This is a genomic window from Leuconostoc falkenbergense, from assembly GCF_014634805.1.
GTDB classification, from domain to species: domain Bacteria; phylum Bacillota; class Bacilli; order Lactobacillales; family Lactobacillaceae; genus Leuconostoc; species Leuconostoc falkenbergense.
The window spans coordinates 11885-33721 of record NZ_BMBS01000023.1; the positions used below are offsets into that span (position 1 = coordinate 11885).

At 38.7% G+C, this 21837-nt stretch carries 20 protein-coding genes; 18 read left to right on the plus strand and 2 right to left on the minus strand.

Annotated elements, in window-relative coordinates:
- Positions 1-15 precede the first annotated feature (15 nt).
- Positions 16-1155, minus strand: a complete 1140-nt coding sequence (locus IEU71_RS06045) for a YhgE/Pip domain-containing protein (protein WP_004915645.1) — start codon at positions 1153-1155, stop codon at positions 16-18.
- Between the two features lie 132 nt (positions 1156-1287).
- Between IEU71_RS06045 and IEU71_RS06050 the strand changes: the two genes are divergently transcribed.
- The 9 genes from IEU71_RS06050 (at position 1288) to IEU71_RS06090 (ending at position 12955) form a co-directional block, all read left to right on the plus strand.
- Complete coding sequence (locus IEU71_RS06050; RefSeq protein ID WP_004915647.1) at positions 1288-1881, plus strand: TetR/AcrR family transcriptional regulator; 594 nt, start codon at positions 1288-1290, stop codon at positions 1879-1881.
- 168 nt (positions 1882-2049) lie between these two features.
- Positions 2050-3021, plus strand: coding sequence for a beta-ketoacyl-ACP synthase III (locus tag IEU71_RS06055; protein WP_004915650.1), 972 nt, complete (start codon positions 2050-2052; stop codon positions 3019-3021).
- Between the two features lie 306 nt (positions 3022-3327).
- Entirely contained in the window at positions 3328-4488 is a 1161-nt protein-coding gene (locus IEU71_RS06060; protein ID WP_004915651.1) for a CAP domain-containing protein, read from the plus strand.
- Positions 4460-4843, plus strand: a complete 384-nt coding sequence (locus IEU71_RS06065; protein ID WP_004915653.1) for an NlpC/P60 family protein — start codon at positions 4460-4462, stop codon at positions 4841-4843. Before IEU71_RS06060 ends, IEU71_RS06065 begins: the two co-directional genes overlap by 29 nt.
- A gap of 203 nt (positions 4844-5046) precedes the next feature.
- Positions 5047-5916, plus strand: coding sequence for a LysM peptidoglycan-binding domain-containing protein (locus IEU71_RS06070; RefSeq protein ID WP_004915655.1), 870 nt, complete (start codon positions 5047-5049; stop codon positions 5914-5916).
- A 76-nt stretch (positions 5917-5992) separates the two neighbouring features.
- Positions 5993-7246 carry an aminoacyltransferase gene (locus tag IEU71_RS06075; protein WP_004915658.1) on the plus strand — a complete coding sequence of 418 codons (1254 nt, stop codon included), beginning with the start codon at positions 5993-5995 and terminating at the stop codon, positions 7244-7246.
- A gap of 81 nt (positions 7247-7327) precedes the next feature.
- On the plus strand, positions 7328-9370 hold the full coding sequence (locus IEU71_RS06080; protein ID WP_004915660.1) for a penicillin-binding transpeptidase domain-containing protein: 2043 nt from the start codon (positions 7328-7330) through the stop codon (positions 9368-9370).
- A 248-nt stretch (positions 9371-9618) separates the two neighbouring features.
- Positions 9619-11607 carry an ABC transporter ATP-binding protein/permease gene (locus IEU71_RS06085; RefSeq protein WP_004915661.1) on the plus strand — a complete coding sequence of 663 codons (1989 nt, stop codon included), beginning with the start codon at positions 9619-9621 and terminating at the stop codon, positions 11605-11607.
- A gap of 181 nt (positions 11608-11788) precedes the next feature.
- Positions 11789-12955: an LCP family protein gene (locus tag IEU71_RS06090; RefSeq protein WP_004915665.1), complete on the plus strand. Its 1167-nt coding sequence runs from the start codon at positions 11789-11791 to the stop codon at positions 12953-12955.
- 59 nt (positions 12956-13014) lie between these two features.
- Here IEU71_RS06090 and IEU71_RS06095 read toward each other — a convergent pair whose 3' ends face one another.
- The gene (locus tag IEU71_RS06095) at positions 13015-13413 is read right to left on the minus strand and encodes a YbaN family protein (protein WP_004915666.1); all 399 of its coding nucleotides are present in this window, start codon (positions 13411-13413) and stop codon (positions 13015-13017) included.
- Positions 13414-13563: 150 nt separating this feature from the next.
- Between IEU71_RS06095 and IEU71_RS06100 the strand changes: the two genes are divergently transcribed.
- The 9 genes from IEU71_RS06100 to IEU71_RS06140 all read left to right on the plus strand — a co-directional run bounded on the left by IEU71_RS06100 (position 13564) and on the right by IEU71_RS06140 (position 21700).
- A complete protein-coding gene (locus tag IEU71_RS06100; RefSeq protein WP_004915667.1) occupies positions 13564-14487 on the plus strand; it encodes a Ppx/GppA phosphatase family protein in 924 nt (307 codons plus the stop codon).
- Positions 14480-15685 carry a hydroxymethylglutaryl-CoA reductase, degradative gene (locus IEU71_RS06105; protein ID WP_004915669.1) on the plus strand — a complete coding sequence of 402 codons (1206 nt, stop codon included), beginning with the start codon at positions 14480-14482 and terminating at the stop codon, positions 15683-15685. The genes IEU71_RS06100 and IEU71_RS06105 overlap by 8 nt, the downstream gene beginning before the upstream one ends.
- Entirely contained in the window at positions 15669-16622 is a 954-nt protein-coding gene (locus IEU71_RS06110) for a hypothetical protein (protein WP_004915674.1), read from the plus strand. Before IEU71_RS06105 ends, IEU71_RS06110 begins: the two co-directional genes overlap by 17 nt.
- A 3-nt stretch (positions 16623-16625) precedes the next feature.
- The gene (locus tag IEU71_RS06115) at positions 16626-17327 is read left to right on the plus strand and encodes an NAD-dependent protein deacylase (RefSeq protein WP_004915676.1); all 702 of its coding nucleotides are present in this window, start codon (positions 16626-16628) and stop codon (positions 17325-17327) included.
- A gap of 81 nt (positions 17328-17408) precedes the next feature.
- Positions 17409-18329, plus strand: a complete 921-nt coding sequence (locus IEU71_RS06120) for a cation diffusion facilitator family transporter (protein ID WP_004915677.1) — start codon at positions 17409-17411, stop codon at positions 18327-18329.
- A gap of 359 nt (positions 18330-18688) precedes the next feature.
- On the plus strand, positions 18689-20092 hold the full coding sequence (locus IEU71_RS06125; RefSeq protein ID WP_004915680.1) for an Nramp family divalent metal transporter: 1404 nt from the start codon (positions 18689-18691) through the stop codon (positions 20090-20092).
- 13 nt (positions 20093-20105) lie between these two features.
- Positions 20106-20573 (plus strand): universal stress protein, encoded by a 468-nt coding sequence (locus IEU71_RS06130; protein ID WP_004915682.1) that lies wholly within the window; start codon positions 20106-20108, stop codon positions 20571-20573.
- A 163-nt stretch (positions 20574-20736) separates the two neighbouring features.
- A complete protein-coding gene (locus IEU71_RS06135) occupies positions 20737-21348 on the plus strand; it encodes a cadmium resistance transporter (protein ID WP_004915685.1) in 612 nt (203 codons plus the stop codon).
- A gap of 7 nt (positions 21349-21355) precedes the next feature.
- Positions 21356-21700: an ArsR/SmtB family transcription factor gene (locus IEU71_RS06140; RefSeq protein ID WP_004915687.1), complete on the plus strand. Its 345-nt coding sequence runs from the start codon at positions 21356-21358 to the stop codon at positions 21698-21700.
- The last annotated feature ends 137 nt before the right edge of the window (positions 21701-21837 follow it).

Genomic DNA, 21837 nt, shown 5'->3' on the forward strand with positions numbered 1-21837 from the left:
TAATCATGGATTTTTTTATTTTGCGATGATATTTCGAGTCTGCGATAAGAACACTTTAGCAATTAATAAGAACATACCAATCACCATTACCCATAACAAATTAAATGTAGGTGTGTGCCAAATACCATCATGATAGTAAATAATGCCGCGTATACCGTCAATTAAGAATCGCATTGGCAGCCAAGGATAAATGCTGTTGCGGTAAAAGTGAGATAGCATTTCTGGGGCTAATTGTAGAATTGGTAGCGCAAAGAACATCAATAAAACGAAAAGTGGTAAACCAATAAAGCCCGTCCAACTCAATATTCCTAGAATTATCATGATGAATGAAAATTCAGCAATCGTCGCAAACAGCGTAATGGTCCAAAAATTTTGGAAGTGATAGTCGAGTAGCCATGTTGTATACAACGGCGTCATAACACCAATAAAAATCGCTAAACTAGCAGCAGTAATGAGTTGCATGGTAGCAAGACGGTATTTATTTTGACCACGAAGTTGACCATCTTTAGCAGCGTAGAAAAGCATTAGGCTGATAATAACACTGCTGAGCCAAAGGGGCTGAAAATAAATCGCTGTTGCATTAACTTTACTTTCAGTTGGATGAACAATTTGGTTAGTGACGTTTAGTGGTTGGACAATTGTTTTGGCAATTACAATCGGAATTGGTTGTTGGTGCAAGGCAAACTGTGTGATGATGTCTTTTGAAATCGTGCCACTGATAGTTGTTGTCATGTGACTGAACAAGTTGGTAACCGCAGTACCAACAGTTGGGTTTTTGGCTTGATTGATGACTGTTGTGACAATTGGCTTGGTGGGCTTTGATGTTGCTAGTGTCGCCATATTTTCTCCAAAATGACGTTTAATAATGATAGCGCCGTAGAATTTTTGTTTGGACATATCTTGTTTGAGTGCAGCGGTTGACTTGACGGTTGTCCATTTAAGAGTCGTGGGATTTTTATCACCAACACTAGTCACGTTTTTGAGTTGATCAACTATTTTTTCGCTGATGGGATTAGTTGGATCTTCATTAACAATGGCTAGTGGTAAATTTTTGACCGTTGTATGGACTGTTGGTATTTGTGACAAAACCATGATGAACGATAAAGCGATGCCACCAATAGCTGCTAATAGCCAGAATTTATACTTTTTAAACATGTAAAACCTCCTAAAATTGAACGTTGTGTTCTTTTTTGATATACTTAGCGTAATCTTGAATTAGGTGTTTATCAATCGTCAAAAATAGGCAATATGTCGCAAATGCAACATAACGTGAGAAAGTGTTTTAAAATGGCTTATCAACATAAAACGACACAAACCAAAAAAATGCTATTAAATAGTTTGCTTGATTTAATGGTCAATAAAGAACTAGAAGATATTACAGTTCGTGATATTACTGAATATGCTGGTGTTAATCGTGGCACTTTTTACCGTCATTTCAAAGATAAAATGGATTTAGTTGAACAAAAAGAACGACAAATTTTTCAAGATTTGCAACAGGTAGAACTAGACATCAAAGTCTTTGATGATACAGCTAATATCGTGATATCTTCGGAAAATGTCTGTAAATTAACGACTTATTTATATACACAACGACGTTTTTTGGCAAACTTATTGGGATCAAATGGTGATATGACATTTGAACACCAATTATTGACGTGGCTATATAGCACCATTATTGACAATTTGGCCAGTGCTGGGCTTGATGTGACACAAAAACATTTGAAAATTGTGGTCCATTATCAAGTGTCAGCTATGCTTGGCGTGATACGCTACTGGTTTATCGAAGATCAAGGGGCGACGTCACCTGAAACAATTGCCCAAATTATTTACAAGCTAAATCATGACGGGGTTTGGCGAAACTTTGAAAATCGTCCATTATGAGGTGGTATATATGGTAACAAACTTATATAGAGTCAACGCTTACCATCCAGATAATTGGCTAATTAATGATGTTGAGAATATTAACGATGCTCTGGCATTAAAACGAACAATTTGCGTAATTCTCAAAATCCGCTACAATAATATGAGATGAATTGAAGGTGAAAAGACATGTCTGGAAGTAAAATACTCGCCAGTGCACATTATGTGCCGAGTGACATTGTGACAAATGATGATTTAGCCAAAATCATGGATACCAATGATGAGTGGATTCAAGCACACACTGGTATTAAAACACGTCACATGTCATTGCAAGGCGAAAATACAAGTGATTTAGCGACTCAAGCTGCACGGCTAGCTTTAGCGCAAACTAACTTAACAGTCGAAGATATTGACCTGATTATTGTGACAACGTTCACGCCCGATGGGTTGGCACCATCAACTGCGGCCTTAGTACAACGCAATTTGAAAGCAACCAATGCATGGGCTTATGATATTTCAACAGCTTGTTCTGGATTCGTTTTTGGTGTGAGCACGGCTGATAAATTTTTGCGTTCAGGCGTCTACAAAAATGCCTTAGTTATTTCTGCTGAAGTCAACTCAAAGATGATGGATTTCAAGGATCGGACGAGTACAGTATTTTTTGGTGATGGTGCTGGGGCAGTTGTGATGACTGCGACCCAAGGAAATGGTGTCTTATCAAAGGAAGAAATGCACACTATTGGTAATGAAAATGTTGTACATTCCGGTAGAATAGCACCACTGACCTCACTTTCTGTGGAAAACTATCCAAAAACGGATGCTTTTGCACAAGAAGGCCGTGAAGTATTTAATGAAGTGACAACGCTAATTCCGCAACATATTAAAGATTTTCTAGGTGATAAACAACTACTGCCTAAAGATATCGACTATTACATTCCACATCAAGCTAATCTACGCCTAATTGAATACATTGCAGAAGCTTTGAATGAACCAATGGCTAAATTTTCAACCAACGTCATCCGGAATGGTAACACCTCTTCAGCTGGAATTGCCATCGGATTTGACGAATTAAATCAAACAGTTGATTTAACTGGCAAACGTGTGTTGCTAACAGGTTTCGGTGCAGGATTTACGTATGGTAGTTTATTGCTCGAATTCTAAAGAAAATATTAAGAATTTTAAGAAGTTTAAATTTCAAAAAAGACGATTTAAATCATTACAAAAATGATTTAGTCGTCTTTTTTGACAATATTTGCTGAGAAATTAAAAAAATAATCTCTTAAAAACCTTATAACAGCAACGTTATTCGTGCTGTGTAACGATACTGTAACATTGTTATCTGATTGAGAAAACGATACAATGTTTGCGTTACACCCAGTGGGTATACTGGATATTGTTCTTAAGAATTACTTAATAACACATCAAAAACTTAATGTTTGAATTGAATCTATCCAGGAGTTAATACATATGAGCAATAATATCAAGAAGACTTTGTTAGCAACAGCTGCTGGTGCAGCTGCTGTTGTCGGTGGTCATGCGGCCGCGTCTGCTAACACAGTTGAAGTCAAAGCCGGTGACACATTGTCAGCGATTGCAGCTGCAAATAATACAACAGTTGCTGAATTAGCTAAGAATAATAACATTGACAATCAAAACCTCATTTTAACAGGTGCTTCACTGGAAGTTAGTGCATCAACGCAATCAGTATCTGGTTTGTCTTCTGATGGTGCTTCATATACTGTGCAAAGTGGTGACACACTATCAAAAATCGCCGAAAAGACAGGCGTGAGTGTTTCAACTTTGACATCATTAAATGGTGTTTCAAACCAAAACTTGATCTTAACTGGTCAAGAGTTGTCTCTAAAGACAGCAACATCAGCTGCCTCAGCTGCCTCATCTGCAGCAACAGTTGCAACTGTTGCTGCTTCAGAAGCGACATCAACTGCTTCTGAAGCAGCAGTTGATACAAGCAATTTGAAGTATATTGCCGCTGCTGATACTAACAACGATGGTTTCATGAGTTTGAGTGAATATAATACTTATGTTGCTAATGGTGGCTCAACCACTTCATCTGCAGCTACGACAACAACGTCAGCTGCAACAAGTTCATCTGCATCTTCAGAAGCAATCACTTATATTGCCGCTGCTGATACTAATAAAGATGGCTACATGACGATGGCTGAATACAATGCGTACAAAGATAACGGTGGTTCAACTACAACAACAGCAACTACTACACAAACAACAACTGCGCAAACTACTCAGACAAGTACGTCAACATCTACAAGCACAGGATCAACAACTGCCGATGCAACGATTAACGCATGGAACGCTATGCGTGCCAAGATGGGCTTGAACCCAATTCGTATTTCATCTTCATTGACAGCCCAAGCACAAAGTCGTGCACAAGCAATTGGAACGTCATCAAACTGGTTTGGTACACATGTTTCTTCAGGTACGCCTGAAGTCGTTGCTAATGGTTTTGGTGCTGGTGCTTCAGTTATTAACGCTTGGTACTATGAAACAGGTATGGTTAATGGTGGTCATACAGTTTTCATTATCAATCCTAATTTCACTGAAGCTGGTGTTGGGTATTATAATGGATGGATTGTTATCAACGCACATTAATATGCAAAACAATTATTTACAACTTGCCTTAAATAAAATTGGCCAAACATATAACGACCGCGATAGCGGTCGTTTTGTTTCACAACAACTTATTCATGCTAAGATGCCAGTCAATGATGGCACTCGCTGGTCTGCAGAACCTGAAAAGCTCATTGAACAAATGGATCATTTATTGGGGGTATTACAAGCAACACCCGGTGACATTCTTTTCTGGGGGACTCAAACCAAGCCTTATGAAGTAGGCATATACGTTGGCGGCAGTCACTTTATTGCAGTACATCGACAAACAAATCAAGTTCGAATCCAGACATTATCTAAGAATTGGTATCCAAGCATTGCTGGTTCGGTTATTTGACACAAAAAAGAAACTGTTTTGACATATAAATGAAATTAAAACATTTGTTTTGAAACAAATGTGATTAAACAGAATTATTGACAACAAAGTGAAAAATATCCCCAATATCCACGACATAGCCATTTGATACACTAATACTTGTCGAGAAGACCAAACAAATAACAAATACTAATTATGAAAATCTCTTTCAGGAGTTCAAGAATATGAAAAAATCTACTATTACAAAGTCAGTTGTTGCAGCCGCTGGTGCGTTTGCTATTGCAGGTGCTGCACAAGTTTCTGCTAACACAATCACTGTTAAAGCTGGTGACACACTTAATAAAATTGCTTCAGCTAATGGCACAACAGTTGCTGCCTTGGCAAGTGCCAACAACATTTCAAATGTTAACTTGATCTTTGTAGGTCAAACATTGCAAACTAGTGGCTCATCAGCCTCAACATCAACAACGACATCATCAAGTACAACAACATCTTCAACATCAACAACTAGTGGTACATACACAGTTAAGTCTGGTGATACTTTGAACTCTATTGCTGCAGCTAATGGTACATCGGTTGCTACATTGGCTTCTGCTAATGGTATTTCAAATGTTAACTTGATTTATGTTGGTCAAACATTGAAGTTGTCAACGACATCTTCTTCAACTAGTACATCAACGTCATCAACGACTAACCAATCTTCATCAAATAGTGCTTCTACTACAAACACTAGTTCAAATACAACAAGCAACACATCAACTGTTACAACGTCTGATGCAACGATTAATGCATGGAATGCTAAGCGTGCCTTGCTTGGTTTGAAGCCTGTTCGTATATCAGCTGCTTTGACAGCACAAGCTAACGCACGTGCAAAAGCAATTGCTACTTCTTCAAACTGGTTCGGTACTCACGAATCTTCAAACACACCTGAAGTTGTTGCAAATGGTTTTGCCGCTGGCGCAACAGTTATTAATGCTTGGTACTACGAAACAGGTATGGTTAATGGTGGTCATACTGAATTTATTGTCAACTCTAACTTCACTGAAGCAGGTGTTGGTTACTATAACGGTTGGATTGTTATTGACGCGCATTAATGAATGTTTAAAAGTGGATAGTCATTATCCACTTTTTTTGTGTTCTCATGTATAGTAGAAGGCAGAGGTTAAAATAATGTCATATCAATTTACAGAATTATCTGAATCAGACTACGCAAATTTTGAAAAGCAAAGTGAAGCGGGATCGTTTTTGCAATCTATCGAGCAAGCACATCTTTTGAAAAAAAGAGGCTATACAATATGGTTACTGGGCGTTAAAGAAAACGAAAGAGTTGTTGCAGCTGCACTAGTGATGCGTGAAACTGTCAAACTGGGTTATATTTTTTCCATAGATCGTGGCCCGTTATTAGATTTTGAAAACCAAAGTTTATTTCATTTCTTTATGGCTGAATTTGCTAAGTTTTCACGACAAAATGGTGGACTTTATGTTGAAGTTCGTCCTAATGTAACATTGAAACTAACAGATGACCACGGTAATCTACTTGGTGAAGAAAACAATAGTTTCATTTCGGAAATGACAAGTTTGGGCTTCACACATGTACCCTTTGTTGATGGATTTACAACTGCTGGTTCACCTGAGTGGGAATATTTAAAAGATATTTCCGAATTAACTGATGTAAAAAGTGTACGTGCTTCCTTCACAAAAAATGCACAGTATTATCTGAAGAAAAATGCGCAATTTGGTATTAAAATACGTCAATTATCACGTGACGATTTACCTGATTTTAAAGAATTAACACAAAAAACGGCTGATAGATTACATTATAAAGATAAAAATTTGAATTTTTACCAAACAGTGTATGATGAGTATCAAGATGATGCGACCTTCTTATTTGCTGAGTTAAATTTTGACGACTATATCAGTGAAGAAACGCAAAAAATTGCTGAATTAGATCAAAAATTAGCAAAAATTAATCAAAAAATAGAAAAATATCCGAATAATGATAAATTTAAGCGTCAATATGCTGAATTTGATGACCAAAAGCAACAACATGTTAAGCGGATTGATAAAGCAACAAACCAAAAGAAAACGGCTGGTAAAAATGTTGTCGTCGTAGCTGGTGCTTTGTTCATTGAACAGCCGCAAGAAATGAACTATCTTTATTCAGGTACCTATGAGGAATACATGGATTACTATGGACCTTATCAAATACAAGACCTTATGATTAATCGGGCGGTTGAACATGGGATTAAGCGTTATAATTTCTACGGAATTGCTGGTAAATTTGATGGTAGTGATGGTGTATTAGGATTCAAAACAGCATTTAATGGCTATGCACGCCAATTGGTTGGTAACTTCACCATGCCCGTTAATCCCATCAAGTATAAAATCTATCGTTTATTGAAGACTTTGATTGGGCGCGGTTAATTAGCTCAGGATATTTTAGCGAGTGAATGTGTAAATGTGGTAAGCTAGATAGAGTAATTATTCAAACTTGGCGGTAAAAACATGAAACGCAACCCATATTTAGAGGATCGTGATAATAAAAATGACGCGCGGGCTAATTTGCCAACACGACTAAATATATTGTTAGGTATTTCTTTATTACTCATGATTGCACTCACTGTGCAATTGGCCTTTTTAACAATCCAACAGGGGTCTGACTATAAAGCAGAAGTTAATCGAAGCGATGAAACGGTTGAGAAAGGTAACGTACCGCGTGGTCTTTTTTATGATTCAACTGGTCGTGTCATTGCAGGAAATAAGGCACAAACGGCTATTACCTTCACTCGTGGCACTAATATCAGTTCTGCAACCATGCGCGAAACGGCTGAAAAATTAGGTAAATACCTGACTGTTGATACATCTCGTTTAAGTGATCGGTCAAAGGCCGACTTTTATTTAGCAGACGCCAAACAGGCGGCAGCTGTCCAAAAAAAGATTAACAAAGCTAAGAAAAAGGGTGAAACATATACAGGAACACAGTTAACGGATTTGTCTGTTAATTATGTTGAGAAAAATCATCTGATTGATTCTGTTAATGAAAATGATGCGATGATTTTTCAGCGCATGAGTGGCGCCTATGCATTATCAACTACCTTTATTAAGGAAGATGATGTGTCTGAAACAGAGTTAGCTGAAATTGGTGAACGACTTAGCCAATTCCCCGGTATTAAAATTGGTACGAGTTGGGCCCGCCAATATCCCCAAGGGGATGACTTTAAGGCGTTGATTGGTAACGTCACTAATGAGTCAACTGGTTTGCCTGATGACCGACTGCACACATTATTAGCTCAGGGTTATTCTCAAAATGAGCCAGTCGGTAATTCTAGTCTTGAAATGAAATATGAATCAATGCTGAAGGGCTCAGCGTCACAAACAGTTGTAACAACTGGGACAGATGGCACAGTAAAATCATCAAGCATCAAATATGACGGTCAGGCTGGTGATAGTTTGAAGCTGACAATTAATGCAGAGTTCCAAAAGGCCGTTCAAAAAATCCTTGAGGACAATTTGCCCGGTGGTGATGTGCAGGGTGCTTATGCAACTGTTATGAATCCATACACTGGTGGTATATATGCTATGGCTGGTGTCGATCAAGATTATGAGACTAAGAAGAAAACAGCTGACCCAAATGGTAACATTAACCATGCAATTGTCATGGGATCAGTTGTGAAGCCAGCGGTCTTGACGACAGCGTTCCAACGTGGTGTCCTATCAACGTCAAATACCACGATGTATGATCAAGCTATCAAAATTCAAGGTACACCAACAATTACGTCCTATTGGAACAAGGCTGGAACACCAATAGCTGTTGATGCACAAACAGCCTTGGAACGTTCATCTAACACATACTTCGTCCAATTGGGTATGAAAATTGGTGGGCAAACATACAGTTCTGGTTCACCTCTAGCCCTTAATTCGGATGCGTTCCAGACGTTACGAAATGGGTTAGCACAGTACGGACTAGGCATTAAAACAGGTATTGATATTAGTGGCGAAACAGCGGGTTATAGAGGACCCACAACAGGTGAGAATGTAGGTAAGTATTTATATGAATCGTTTGGACAATACGATTCTTATACAACAATGCAATTAGCTTGCTATGTTTCGACAATTGCTAATGGCGGTTACCTCATACAGCCACATTTGGTCGACTCTGTTTTGCAAAGCATTCCAAATAGTACCAAAATGAAGACAGTTTGGAAAGCCTCTCCTAATATACAAGGACAAGTTCAGTTAAGTTCTGCTGAGTGGCAAGTAATTCATGAAGGTATGAATCGCGTTGCTAATGGTTCGGACACCTATAACACTGGTGGCACGCAGCTTCATAAATTGACACCGCATGTTTATGCGAAAACTGGTACAGCTGAAACGACAACGAATGGGAACCAAACCTTTACTGAGTCGATTGTTGCTTATGTACCAGGGCAACCTGTGGCAATGGCGATGGCTATTCCTGGTATGAATAATTATTTGGATGGTACTAATGGTAAAATTGCGGCAGCAATTATCAATGCTTACTGGAAGTATGTTCAAAATAAACCTTAAAACAGCGAAAGCTGTTTTTTTGTATCAGCACATCTCAAATCAATATTTTAAGAAGCGGACAATAATATAGGCTTCAGCAGTAAACTTACTATTTATTATGGCATGCAGAATAAGGACATGAGTGAATATTGATTAGTAAAGACAGGATTTGTTTACTAGTATGTGGACTACTGTGTAACAAAGAATAATTTACATCATGGAATACTTATGATAAACTAAACACACATTATAGAAAAGAGAAATCAGGCATGGCATTTTTAAAACTAACTGATATCCACAAATCTTATTTTCTCGGAAAAGATGAATTTCCTGTTTTAAAAGGCATTGATTTGTCATTTGAAAAAGGTGAATTTGTCTCAATTTTAGGAGAATCCGGTGGTGGAAAATCAACCTTAATGAACATCATTGGTGGCTTAGACCGAAATTTCGAAGGAACGGTTGAAGTTAACGGTGAGAAGTTAGATCACAAACAAGAAAAGAAGCTTGATGTTTACCGTCGCCAAACAATTGGTTATATTTTTCAAAGCTTCAATTTGATTAACTATCAAACTAATTTGGAAAACGTTGAAACATCATTAAATATGACAACTTTGTCGGCTTCGCAACGTAAGCAGCGTGCTACGGAATTACTAAAAAAAGTTGGCTTGGCAGAGCATATTCATAAATATCCTTCTCAACTTTCAGGTGGACAAAAGCAACGTGTTGCAATTGCTCGTGCGTTGGCTGCTGATCCTGACGTGATGATTGCTGATGAACCAACTGGTGCTTTGGATTCTGTGAATACAAAAGAAGTATTGGACTTACTTGAACAAATTGCGCAAGAAGGCAAATTAGTCATTGTTGTCACACATTCTCAAGCAGTTGCAGATTACGGCACACGTATTTTACACATGGCTGATGGTAAAATAGATGAAGAAAAGAATCTTAAACCACGTTTTGAAACACCTGCTACAACTGATCGTCTTACCTCTAAACCATTGTCTCAAGGCTCAGTTTGGGACATGGCATTTGATCATTTGAAATTCAAAAAGCTACAAAACTTCTTGATTATTTTAGGATCAGCAATTGGTGTTTTTTCAGTTATTCTGTTCTTGGGATTAGGAAATGGTATTAAGGGTTATATTAATGATCAAGTGAACTCATTAGCTAACCCTAATTACCCAACTGTCTTAAAAAATACGACGGACAGTAAGGATGCTACTGCCACTGAACGTGCGCAAGCAACAACTCAAGCTGCAGCAACAGACTACAACTCTACCACCATCTCAGATAAACTTATTAAGAAAATCAATCAGGTGAAACATGTTGATAAAGTTTATAAGGGTTATCATTTTAATGGTGCTGTCTTCAAGTATGGTAACGTACAATCACAGGCAGGCACGCAAATTCAGACATGGACGCCAATCTATGCAGATAAGGTCATTAAAGCTGGTCGTAAGCCAAAGGCAAGTAATGAAATTGTGATCGACAAGGCTTTTGCTAAGAAATCTAATACTAATTGGAAGTCATTGCTCAATAAAAATATCACATACACATATGTTGCTTATAACGCCCAAAACCAACCAGTACCAGTGACATCAACGATGAAAATTGTTGGTATTACTGATGGTGGTCAAAGTGGTACAATCTTTGCTGCAACAACAGCCGGTGTCAAAAAGGATTTAACAAAGGCAAATGCTGTGACAACTGCCAACTTCTTGACACTCTCCATCAAAGATACACGAGAAATTCAATCAACTGTTGATGCAGTCAATAATTTGAAAGAAAATGGTAAACAGGCTGTGGCTGCTATTTCAGTCGGATCTGTATTGAAGACAATTAACACGATTACTAGCTTGGCGTCATACGTATTAGCTGCAATTGCTGGTATCTCACTGTTTGTCTCAGCCATTATGATTATCGTGACAACGTATATGTCAGTTTCAGAACGAACCAAAGAAATTGGTGTATTACGTGCCTTGGGTGCACGTTCAAAAGATATTCGTGGACTATTTACGAATGAAGCACTATTGATGGGTATTATTTCAGCAATATTTGGTATTGCGGTGGCTTACTTAGCCCAGTTTGCAATGAACGCTGCGCTTTATAGTTTGATTAAGTTTAATATTGTGCAGGTTTCTGTTGGCAATGTTATCTTCGCAGTAGTTATCTCACTCATTATTGCCTTGATTGCTAGTTTTGTGCCATCGCGCAAGGCTGCCAAGTTGAATACAATTGATGCTTTAGCTGCTGATTAATTCACTTTTAGGACAATAACATCACATAACGAATTAGCTAGTGAATGATTGATTCACTAGCTTTTTTTGATGCGATCAATACTATAAATCTTCAACATATTTTAAGACAATCGGCAAATCAAAACGATGATGTGCAAATAATGGTATAATGAATTTTTAGAACGCATTAGGGGTACAAGTTATGGAAAACAATATGAGTCGTGCGGCACGCCGACAATCAGCACCATTACCAAATGGACAGCCACCACGACCACCACGGCCACGAAAGCGTCGTAAAAAATGGCGATGGATTGTTGCAATATTACTATTGTTGGCAATTGTTGGTGGTGTCATGATGTCAATGGTTTTGAGCAATGTGAAAACATCTGTTGACAAAATGTACCGTAGTGCAAAGGTTACAAAAGCACGTGACGTTCAACAAGTTTTGAAAAAAGGGGAACCATTTTCAATTTTAGTTTTAGGAACAGATACGGGTGCATTGGATCGTGACCGTACAGGTTTGACCGATTCAATGATGCTTATCACAGTTAATCCAAAAACTAAAACAACCACAATGATGTCCATTCCACGAGATATTATGGTAGCAATTGTAGGTCACGAGAATACTTTTCCACAAAAGCTAAATGCGGCATTTCCAATTGGCGGTGTGAGTTCAACCATACTGACGTTACAAAATTATTTGAATGTACCGATTGATTTTTATGCTTTAGTTAATATGGGTGGTTTGGAGAAGTTGATTAATCAGGTTGGTGGTGTTGAAGTAGAGTCACCATTGACATTCACTTATCAACCAGACAACGACAAACCAGACGTGTATAAGTTCTATAAGGGCAAAGAAAAGTTTGAATATGCGTCTGATGGGAAGAACTTTAAAACTTACACAACAATGAATGGCTATGCAGCCTTGTCATTTTCTCGGATGCGCTATGATGATCCACAAGGGGATTATGGTCGTCAATTGCGCCAACGACTAGTCTTAAAGGCGCTACTTAAAAAATCAGCCAGTGCAAAAACATTGCTCAACGCTAAATTTATGAGTTCTATCTCTAAAAATGTTCAGACGGATATGAAGTTTAATAATCTTACCACGGTAGCACTAAAATATATGTCTGCTACTAAAAAACAAACGTCAGAACATATACAAGGTGTTGGTGATATGTATAATGGTGTCAGTTATCAAATGGTCACTGAAACAGAAAAGCAACGTGTTACAACCCTTTTGCGCAAGTCATTAGATTTGAAAGCTAAAAATACGGGAACCCAGTTTGGTGGATCTGTGCCAGCTGTGTATTCCTATATTGCCGAGTATAACTTGAACATGATTAATGAAACGCTTGATCCACAGTAAATAAAGTTAAAAGGTAGCAACAGTAATTTACTGTTGCTACCTTTTTTTGTCATTGCACGTTATTTGTTGTTGTTTTTCATAAATGGAATGCCATCACGCCAAAGATAGCCACGATAATAGCTTTCCATAGAAACGATTTGCGTTAACGAAGTGAGTGGTAAGACGATTTTTAGCCACACTAAATCAGTTTTGAAAAATGGAATTGCTATCATGCCAGCCGTCACTAAATAGATGATGATACGAGCTTTTAACGGTAGCTGTCGTTGAAAAACGCCCTGATGAACGTATTGTTTGTAATATTTATTATTTTGTAGCCACGTGTCGAGTCGTTTGGAAGATTTAGACCATAAAATAGCAGTCAGAACGTAAAATCCGGCCGTTGGGATACCCGGAATCCAAATCGCAACTGTACCGATTGCAAAACTCAACGCGCCTAGCGCAATCAAAAGTATTTTCATAATAACCAGTTTAACATGGACTAACCAATTAATAAATAATCGTGATTTTATTAATATATTATTACTATTTTAAGAAGTTATCCTTGTTATCGGTTGCTATGATGAGATGTGTTACAATTAAATTATTAAAATCAAAATTAGGATAACACTATGAGCTATTTAGCAATCGTTGACCTAGGCAGCAACTCTGCTCGAATGGTGGTCGAAGAATTACATAAAGATGGCACTTATACCGAGATTGTTCGGGAAAAGCAGGACACTCGCATTGCGCAAAATATGGGTGCGGAGTTGATTTTGCAAGAAGAACCAATGGCGAGAACCATTGGTGCATTGCGCTATTTTCAGACGCGCTATGCGAGGTTTGAACCTGAAGTACGTGCTATCACAACGGCTGCTGTGAGAACAGCCCAAAATCAATCAGAATTTTTGAAACGTGTGAAAGCAGCCACTGGCATCACATTTCAAGTCCTAACAGGCGATCAAGAAGCTTATTACGACTATTTAGGTGTTCAAGCAACGCTAAAAGTTGATGCGGGGGTAATTTTAGACACCGGTGGTGCATCAGTTGAACTCATTGCCATTAACCACGCAAAAAATATGGCTGCGGTCAGTTTGCCATTTGGTGCGGTGAATTTATCCGAGCAATTCATGTTAGCCAATGATGTGATTCAGAGCAACATTGAGGTGGCTAGTGAGTATATTGTGCAATCTTATCAAAATTTACCTTGGTTATCTTCACAAAAAGGACAGCCTGTTATTTTGTTGGGTGGCGCTAATCGTTCATTAGCACGCATGGCACGCACACGGTCTGGCGAAGCAGAAATTAATCAAATTCACGGTTATGAGATGTCCTACGAATTGGTGATGTCTATCTTTGATGAAATTCGTTATATGACACGAGCAGACCGCGAACAAGTGGCTGGCCTTGAAACAACACGCGCCGACATCATTATTAGCGGGCTTTTACCACTCGTTAATCTGATGCGTTTGATTGAAGCACCGAAAGTTATTTTCTCAGAAAGTGGGGTTCGCGAAGGTTTAATCGCGGAAACTTTATCACAAATACATGACTAAGAAGTTTTATGAATTAACACCTGACGAACGGTTGGCGTTGTTAGCGATTGATGATGATATCCGTACCGCTTTGTCAGAACAACAAAGTACGGTGAATGCACAACTAGTTGAAAACTATATTAGTGATTTTCGAGTGCCAATGGGTGTTGTACGTGATTTACTAATTAATCAACAGCATTATCAAGTGCCAATGGCAACCGAAGAACCTAGCGTGATTGCTGCTGCCAATAATGGCGCAAAAATGTTGTCTGCTGGCATTGATGTTCAGATTGGTCGCACAGCGATGATCGGTCAAATGATGTTTGTAACTGAAAAATCTTTAGCTGATTTTGTACAAGCTCATCGTTTAGAAATATTCGATATTGCGCGACAAGCACGACCATCAATCTATCAACGTGGTGGTGGTCTTTTAGACGTCGTTGTGCGTCAGGTCTCTGAAAATGAAACAAGCGTTGACTTTATTATTGATACAAAAGACGCTATGGGTGCCAACATTGTCGATACTATTTTGGAGGCTGAGTTACCACTTTTTGAATCGTTTAATCCACTGGGGGTTATTTTATCTAACTATGCGACACATCAGTTAGTGACAGCCACGGCTGACATTGTATTTGAACGGGTGCGTGGCGAACACGTAGCGCGTCAAATTGTTGCGCTCAATCATTTTGCGCAAAGTGATCCTTATCGCGCGACAACAGAAAATAAGGGGCTTTTTAATGGTGTCAGTGCAGTGGTTTTGGCGACTGGCAATGATTGGCGTGCCGTTGAGGCGAGTGGGCATGCTTATGCCAGCCGTAACGGACAATATCAGGCACTGACAACTTGGTCCATCAAAGATAACCAATTGCACGGCGAACTGACTATGCCAATTAGCGTGGGAACAGTTGGCGGTGCGATTTCTGTACTGCCAGCTGCTCAAAACGCCTTAGCTATACTGGGACAGGTCAATGCAGATGAGCTACGTATGGTCATTGTCTCAGTTGGTTTAGCACAAAACTTAGCTGCCCTCAAGGCAATTGTTAGCGGTGGCATTCAGCAAGGACATATGCGTATGCAATACCGTGCATTAGCCATGCAAGTCGGTGCTGAAGTTTCAGAAGTTAAACGCTTGGTGCCAAGATTGATGGCTGAAAAGCATGTTGATACTGAGTTAGCAACTAAAATATTAATGGAGATAAGAAATGAATCCAAAAGTTAAATCTTTACTAGATGCTGTCAATCAGCTTTATCCCGGCACAGTTATGAGCCGAGTGGGCACTGAAAATACTGGTGCTTTGCACATTGACCGTGTTAATCAAGAAGTTTTGGGGCAACGTTTATTGATTGAAGTTGCAGAAGAAACTGAGAGTGATTTTTTATTAGCTAATGAGTTATTGAAGATGCTATTAACCTTTAATGGGATAACACCGCAAGTATTTTTTGCATTAACATTTAATGATGACAAATTAGATGAGCAATTAATTCAAATTGCAACGCGTATGCATCGCATAGTTGTCCACGCGATTACTTACCGAGAATTAGCATCCAAGCAAATGTTAACACAGCAAACAGCTGATGCTTATTTGGCAGGTGTTCAATCTGAATTAACACCAGAGAATGGTGATCTGGATGATGAGAGTTTATGGCGTTTGCTTATGGTATTAGATGCCTTGGTATTTGCCGATAATTTAGTTGAGGCCAGTGATTTTACAGCTGTTCTAGCAAATAACTATCCGCTAGCTTATACGGCGGCTCAGACACTTGCTGAACCCATTTTAAGGGCAGATTTGAAGCAATCACGCCAAATTCGACACCAAATGGTAACACTATTTGTCGGTCTTGACGATGTGTTAAAAAAGTGGGGAAAGCCTACTGTAAATGCAAAAGAGTACGTCACTTTAACAAGTGTTTTGTCTCAACGCCAACTGGCACTACCAGTCAATCAAGTGTTTACCATTTTCCATTCAGAAATGACAGATTTTCAGACCAAAAAGACAGCTTATGTCGGTCTAAATAAGGGGGATGAGCAAAATAGTTTTGTCATCACACCACCCGAAAACGAAGCAGATCGACCAGCTTTTTTCAAAGCACTATATGCTATGAAAGTCTCAGAATTGTTTAAAAAATTGGCATTACCTTACATTGAAAGAGTTTAAATTATGTTAGTCACACCAGAAATTCAAAAGCGCTTTGACGACGCTAATCATATCGTGTTTATGACAGGAGCGGGCGTGTCGACCATCTCGGGCATTCCTGATTACCGTTCTAAAGGTGGAATATATGATGGTGTTGCCTTACGACCAGAGTACTTGTTGAGTGCCACGGCTTTTCAAAATGAATCGGAAAAACAATATCAATTTATGATTGATAATATGTATTTTCCTGAAGCTAAACCGAATGTTATTCATGACAAAATAGCTGCTTTGACACAAGCTAACCGAGCTAAAATTATCACGCAAAATGTTGATGACTTACATGTTAAAGCAGGCTCGAAGCCAGAAAATTTGATTCGTTTTCATGGTTCTCTCTATGATATTTATGCACCACGTGACGGCAAAAAAGCCGATTATCATGACTATTTGCAGAGCATGAGAAGAGCTGATGGTGCCATTTTACGACCAAGAATTACTTTTTATGAGGAAATGCCTTTTGAGGTGGAACGTTCAGCACTTTGGGTCCGGGAAGCTGATTTGATTGTGATTGTGGGGACGAGTTTTCAGGTTTATCCATTTGCTGGATTGCTGCAATATGCTAATCCGCAAGCGACAGTGATGTCGGTTAATTTAGAATATATTGCCACACCATATCACATTGATCAAATTGTGGGTGACGCTGGTGACTTTTTCGCGGCATTATCTTAATCTGTTAGCGAACTTGAAATATATGAACAATTATTCATATTAAGTGGTAGAATAAGAGTAGCATATTTCAAGGGAGACGAGATGATACATACAAATCAAACTTTAAAAATGAAACAAAGGCCTTATGTTATTGGCATTACACTGAACATTGTGTTTGTTTTGGCAGAATTAGTTTTTGCAAAAATTGCTCATTCAACTGCGCTATTTGCTGATGCTTTTCACAATTTGAGTGACGTGTTAGCACTCATAATTGCTTGGTTAGCGGTGGTTGTTTTTGGTTTGAAAGCCACTAAACAGCATACTTATGGTTGGCATAATATGTCAATATTAGCTAGCATTTTTAACTCTTTACTCTTAATATTTGCCGTGGTAACTATCTTCTATGAGGGCATTAGAGATTTAATTACTGCTAATGTTAGTCATGCGAGTGGTGCCACAATTATGATTGTGGCAGCTGTTGGTATTGTGATTAATTTTTCAACTGCGTTCTTGTTTAGAGTTTCCGGTGTACCTGATGAACACGGACATCAGTCACATGACCTCAATGAAAAAACGGCGTACGTTCACTTATTAGCTGATGCAGGTGTGTCTTTGGGCGTTGTTGTGGCTGGCTTGCTCATTCAATGGACAGGTTTGGTTGCAATTGATGCGATTGTTTCGATGATTATTGGCGTAGTGATTGCGGTGACCTCTTGGCCAATGGTTAAATCAACGTTTAACTTGGCTCTAAATGGCGTGCCAGATGGCATTGATGAGGTAGCTGTTGCGGAATATATTGCTAACCATAGCGGTGTGGCGCAGTTTCACGATTTGCATATATGGCCATTATCAACCACAGAAACTGCGTTAACAGTGCATCTTTCCTTGAACAGCACTAGTACAGGTGATGCACAGATGATTTTGGAAGACATTACCAGCGCTCTTCGAACAACCTTCCATATTAGTCATGTCACCATTCAAATTGAAACATCTAGCTTTGACCAAACGTGCAATCAAATTTAAAATTGTAATGTTACGCAAATGTAATAATCTAATGAAAGGGTTTTCAAAAGTTGATTTAGAGACAATTTTCTTTCATTTTAATCACCAAAAAGGCGAATTTTTAAAATGCGCTTTTTTTTGTTGTTGACGTTTTGCGAATAGCGTGTAATATGTAATATGTACTGGAACGACAATAGTCGAGTTAGGTAATTTTCATAAGCTTTCAACTACGGTGTTGAATGAAATCCTTTATGAAATTTATTTAGCACTTGTTGTATCTGTTTGGCACGCAGTAAGTTTGCCGACAAGTGAATATTCACGATATGTCAAGTCGAAATTCGTTTATTTTGTTCTGAGGAGAAATCTAAAGGAGAGATAGAATGCAAGATTCTACAAGCGTTAACTCAAAGCATCATCTAGTTCAAAATGCTGATGACACTTTGAGTTTGAGTGATGTTAACAGCTCGATTGAAGCACCGAAAGATGGTTCATTCTGGCGAAAATTATTAGCCTTTTCAGGTCCTGGTGCTCTTGTTGCCGTTGGTTATATGGATCCTGGTAACTGGGTAACCTCTGTTGGTGGTGGTGCGCAGTATCGCTATGTTTTGTTATCAGTCGTATTGATTTCATCATTGATTGCTATGATGTTACAATATATGGCTGGTAAGTTGGGTATTGTCAAACAAGAAGATTTGGCACAAGCGACGCGTGATCGCACTAACAAACCAGGTGGTATTGCACTTTGGATTATGACAGAGTTAGCATTGATGGCCACAGATATCGCTGAAGTTATTGGTGGCGCGATTGCCTTACACTTGTTGTTTGGCTGGTCAATGATTGCCTCTGTTCTGACAACAGCATTTGATGTTGTGTTGCTGCTGTTGCTAATGAAGTTTGGTTTCCGAAAGATTGAAGCGATTGTTATGACACTTATCATCACAATCTTGGTTATCTTTGCTTACCTCGTTGTGTTATCAAAGCCTGAATTGACAGCTTTGTTTGGTGGTTATTTGCCACAATTACAAGATTTAAGTAGTGCTTCACCTATTGGTGGTGGCGACTCTAAGTTGACACTGACTTTGGGTATCATTGGTGCTACGGTTATGCCCCACAACCTTTACTTGCACTCATCAATTTCACAAACACGTAAGGTTGATCGTAACGACAAATCTGCAATGAAAGAAGCTGTTCGCTTCATGACATGGGATTCAAATATCCAATTGTCTTTGGCTTTTGTCATCAATTCATTGCTTTTAATTTTAGGAGCGGCTTTGTTCTTTGGTCACGCTGATAAAGTGGGTACTTTTGGTTCAATGTATAACGCCTTGGGTGATAAGACGATTGCGGGAGCGGTTGCTTCGCCTATCTTATCAACATTGTTTGCGGTAGCACTGCTGGCATCAGGTCAAAATTCAACCATTACTGGAACATTGACTGGTGAAATTATTATGGAAGGCTTCCTGCACATGCGTATTCCAATGTGGTTACGTCGTGTTGTAACGCGTGGATTAGCGCTTATTCCAGTTGTTGCCTTTACATTAATTTATGGTGGTGCCGAAGACAAACTGGATCAATTGCTAGTTTATTCACAGGTCTTCTTGTCAATTGCTTTGCCATTTGCTATGGCACCATTGATTTTATTCACGTCATCGAAGAAGATTATGGGTAAAGAATTTGCTAACCCAATGTGGATGACAGTTTTGGGATGGATTACATTCGCTGTCTTAACAGTTTTGAATATTCAATTGGTTATTCAAATTATTGGTCAACTATTTGGTGCCTAAGAGGAGAGATAACATGAGTGAATTAAACTTAAACATCGAACCAATGCAATTTAAGAACATCTTAGTTGGTGTTGACGAATCACAGCAAGGCTACTTTGCTTTGGCTAATGCGATTCATCAGGCCAGTGAAGATGGGGCGAAGTTGACAATCGCCACAGTTTTGGAAATGGGTGATTTGTCAACAATCGATGCGTTACATCTTGATTTTATTAAAGAAAAACGAGCCGAATTTGAAGCTAATTTAGAAAAATATCGTGCCTATGCTGTCTCAAAAGGGGCAACTAATGTTGAAACGATTTTTGCGGATGGTGCTAAGGCAGGCGAAGTGCTTGTACAAGACATCGCACCACGCGTTGGCGCTGACTTGATTGTTGTTGGTGCACATTCACGTGAAGGTTTCTGGGGATCACTTGGTTCACAAGCTGCCTACATTGCACGTCATGCCAAGATTTCATCAATGGTTGCACGTCACGATAGTTAATGACATAACTGCTAATTGATTCAAGCCGTTATTTTGGATGGTATACACTGTTCACAAAAATAATGGTTAATATCATGAGGCAGTTATTTTTTACGCTATACATGAAAATAAATTCATGTTATACTTTATATGAATAGAAATTCATATAAAGGAAATTGAGTCTATGTTACAAACATTAATGACGGCAGCACTATCATATATTGGCACGACCACTGATTATTTCGTTATTCTGTTATTTATTTTTGGACAATATCGTCAATCAGCACAAGTACGATCAGTCGTTTTCGGCGCTTACCTTGGTAATGCGATGTTAGTGATGATTTCGGTATTCATTGCTTTGGGACTAAAACAAGTGCCTGAAGAATGGCTATTAGGCTTGTTGGGTATTTTACCAATTATTATTGGTATCAAAAATTATTATTCAGACTCGGATGAAGTAGCTGAAGTTGCGGATAATTTACGTCAATCCGGTAAAAAACAACTAATTCTCAAAATGGTAGGAATTACAATCGCAACCTGTGGTGCTGATAACATTGCGCTGTATGTGCCATATTTTACAACGATTAATTTAACCTTGTTACCATTAATTTTTGCAATTTTTATTGTGATTTTATCGTTAGCTTTATTGCTTGCTTATAAAGTGACACAAATGCCAATTGTCTATCAATTGTTGGAACGTTTTGGTGATAGAGTACAGCTAATTATCTATGTTGCGCTTGGTATTTATGTTATGTTCGCAGCTGGTACATTACAACATTTATTTACCCTGTTATAATAAGGTTATGAAAAAAGATGTCATTATTGAACTTGAAACAATTTTTAAATTATTGGGTAATCGCCAGCGATTAACGATTTTAGAGCTTTTGCGTGAACGCGCTTATAGCGTCTCAGAAATCATTGCAATCTTGGATATGGAACAATCAGCTGTTTCTCATCAGTTGAAACTCTTGCGTGAAGCACAATTAGTGCAAACCCAACGTCAAGGGCGTGAAATTCTATATTGCTTGAGCGATTCTCACGTTTTGACGCTTTTAGACAACGCCCTGAATCACGTTTCGCACGTTCTTAAACAAGAAACGCACGAAGAATTTTTGGCTGAAGAAAGAGAAAAAAATAAAAAGGGTTGACAGGATAGTGATATCTTGGTATTCTAGTGTAGTTGTTTGAAATCAGACAACCACATAGCGTATGCCGCTGTGGCGGAATTGGCAGACGCGCTGGACTCAAAATCCAGTGGTGGCAACACCGTGTGGGTTCGACTCCC

Excerpts from the sequence above, each read along its gene's own strand:
- IEU71_RS06050 (WP_004915647.1), top strand. The coding sequence starts at position 1,288 with ATGGCTTATCAACATAAAACGACACAAACCAAAAAAATGCTATTAAAT.
- IEU71_RS06085 (WP_004915661.1), top strand. The coding sequence starts at position 9,619 with ATGGCATTTTTAAAACTAACTGATATCCACAAATCTTATTTTCTCGGA.
- IEU71_RS06055 (WP_004915650.1), top strand. The coding sequence starts at position 2,050 with ATGTCTGGAAGTAAAATACTCGCCAGTGCACATTATGTGCCGAGTGAC.
- IEU71_RS06070 (WP_004915655.1), top strand. The coding sequence starts at position 5,047 with ATGAAAAAATCTACTATTACAAAGTCAGTTGTTGCAGCCGCTGGTGCG.
- IEU71_RS06130 (WP_004915682.1), top strand. The coding sequence starts at position 20,106 with ATGAGTGAATTAAACTTAAACATCGAACCAATGCAATTTAAGAACATC.
- IEU71_RS06125 (WP_004915680.1), top strand. The coding sequence starts at position 18,689 with ATGCAAGATTCTACAAGCGTTAACTCAAAGCATCATCTAGTTCAAAAT.
- IEU71_RS06115 (WP_004915676.1), top strand. The coding sequence starts at position 16,626 with ATGTTAGTCACACCAGAAATTCAAAAGCGCTTTGACGACGCTAATCAT.
- IEU71_RS06140 (WP_004915687.1), top strand. The coding sequence starts at position 21,356 with ATGAAAAAAGATGTCATTATTGAACTTGAAACAATTTTTAAATTATTG.
- IEU71_RS06090 (WP_004915665.1), top strand. The coding sequence starts at position 11,789 with ATGGAAAACAATATGAGTCGTGCGGCACGCCGACAATCAGCACCATTA.
- IEU71_RS06110 (WP_004915674.1), top strand. The coding sequence starts at position 15,669 with ATGAATCCAAAAGTTAAATCTTTACTAGATGCTGTCAATCAGCTTTAT.
- IEU71_RS06060 (WP_004915651.1), top strand. The coding sequence starts at position 3,328 with ATGAGCAATAATATCAAGAAGACTTTGTTAGCAACAGCTGCTGGTGCA.
- IEU71_RS06075 (WP_004915658.1), top strand. The coding sequence starts at position 5,993 with ATGTCATATCAATTTACAGAATTATCTGAATCAGACTACGCAAATTTT.
- IEU71_RS06100 (WP_004915667.1), top strand. The coding sequence starts at position 13,564 with ATGAGCTATTTAGCAATCGTTGACCTAGGCAGCAACTCTGCTCGAATG.
- IEU71_RS06080 (WP_004915660.1), top strand. The coding sequence starts at position 7,328 with ATGAAACGCAACCCATATTTAGAGGATCGTGATAATAAAAATGACGCG.
- IEU71_RS06135 (WP_004915685.1), top strand. The coding sequence starts at position 20,737 with ATGTTACAAACATTAATGACGGCAGCACTATCATATATTGGCACGACC.
- IEU71_RS06065 (WP_004915653.1), top strand. The coding sequence starts at position 4,460 with ATGGATGGATTGTTATCAACGCACATTAATATGCAAAACAATTATTTA.
- IEU71_RS06045 (WP_004915645.1), bottom strand. The coding sequence starts at position 1,155 with ATGTTTAAAAAGTATAAATTCTGGCTATTAGCAGCTATTGGTGGCATC.
- IEU71_RS06105 (WP_004915669.1), top strand. The coding sequence starts at position 14,480 with ATGACTAAGAAGTTTTATGAATTAACACCTGACGAACGGTTGGCGTTG.
- IEU71_RS06120 (WP_004915677.1), top strand. The coding sequence starts at position 17,409 with ATGATACATACAAATCAAACTTTAAAAATGAAACAAAGGCCTTATGTT.
- IEU71_RS06095 (WP_004915666.1), bottom strand. The coding sequence starts at position 13,413 with ATGAAAATACTTTTGATTGCGCTAGGCGCGTTGAGTTTTGCAATCGGT.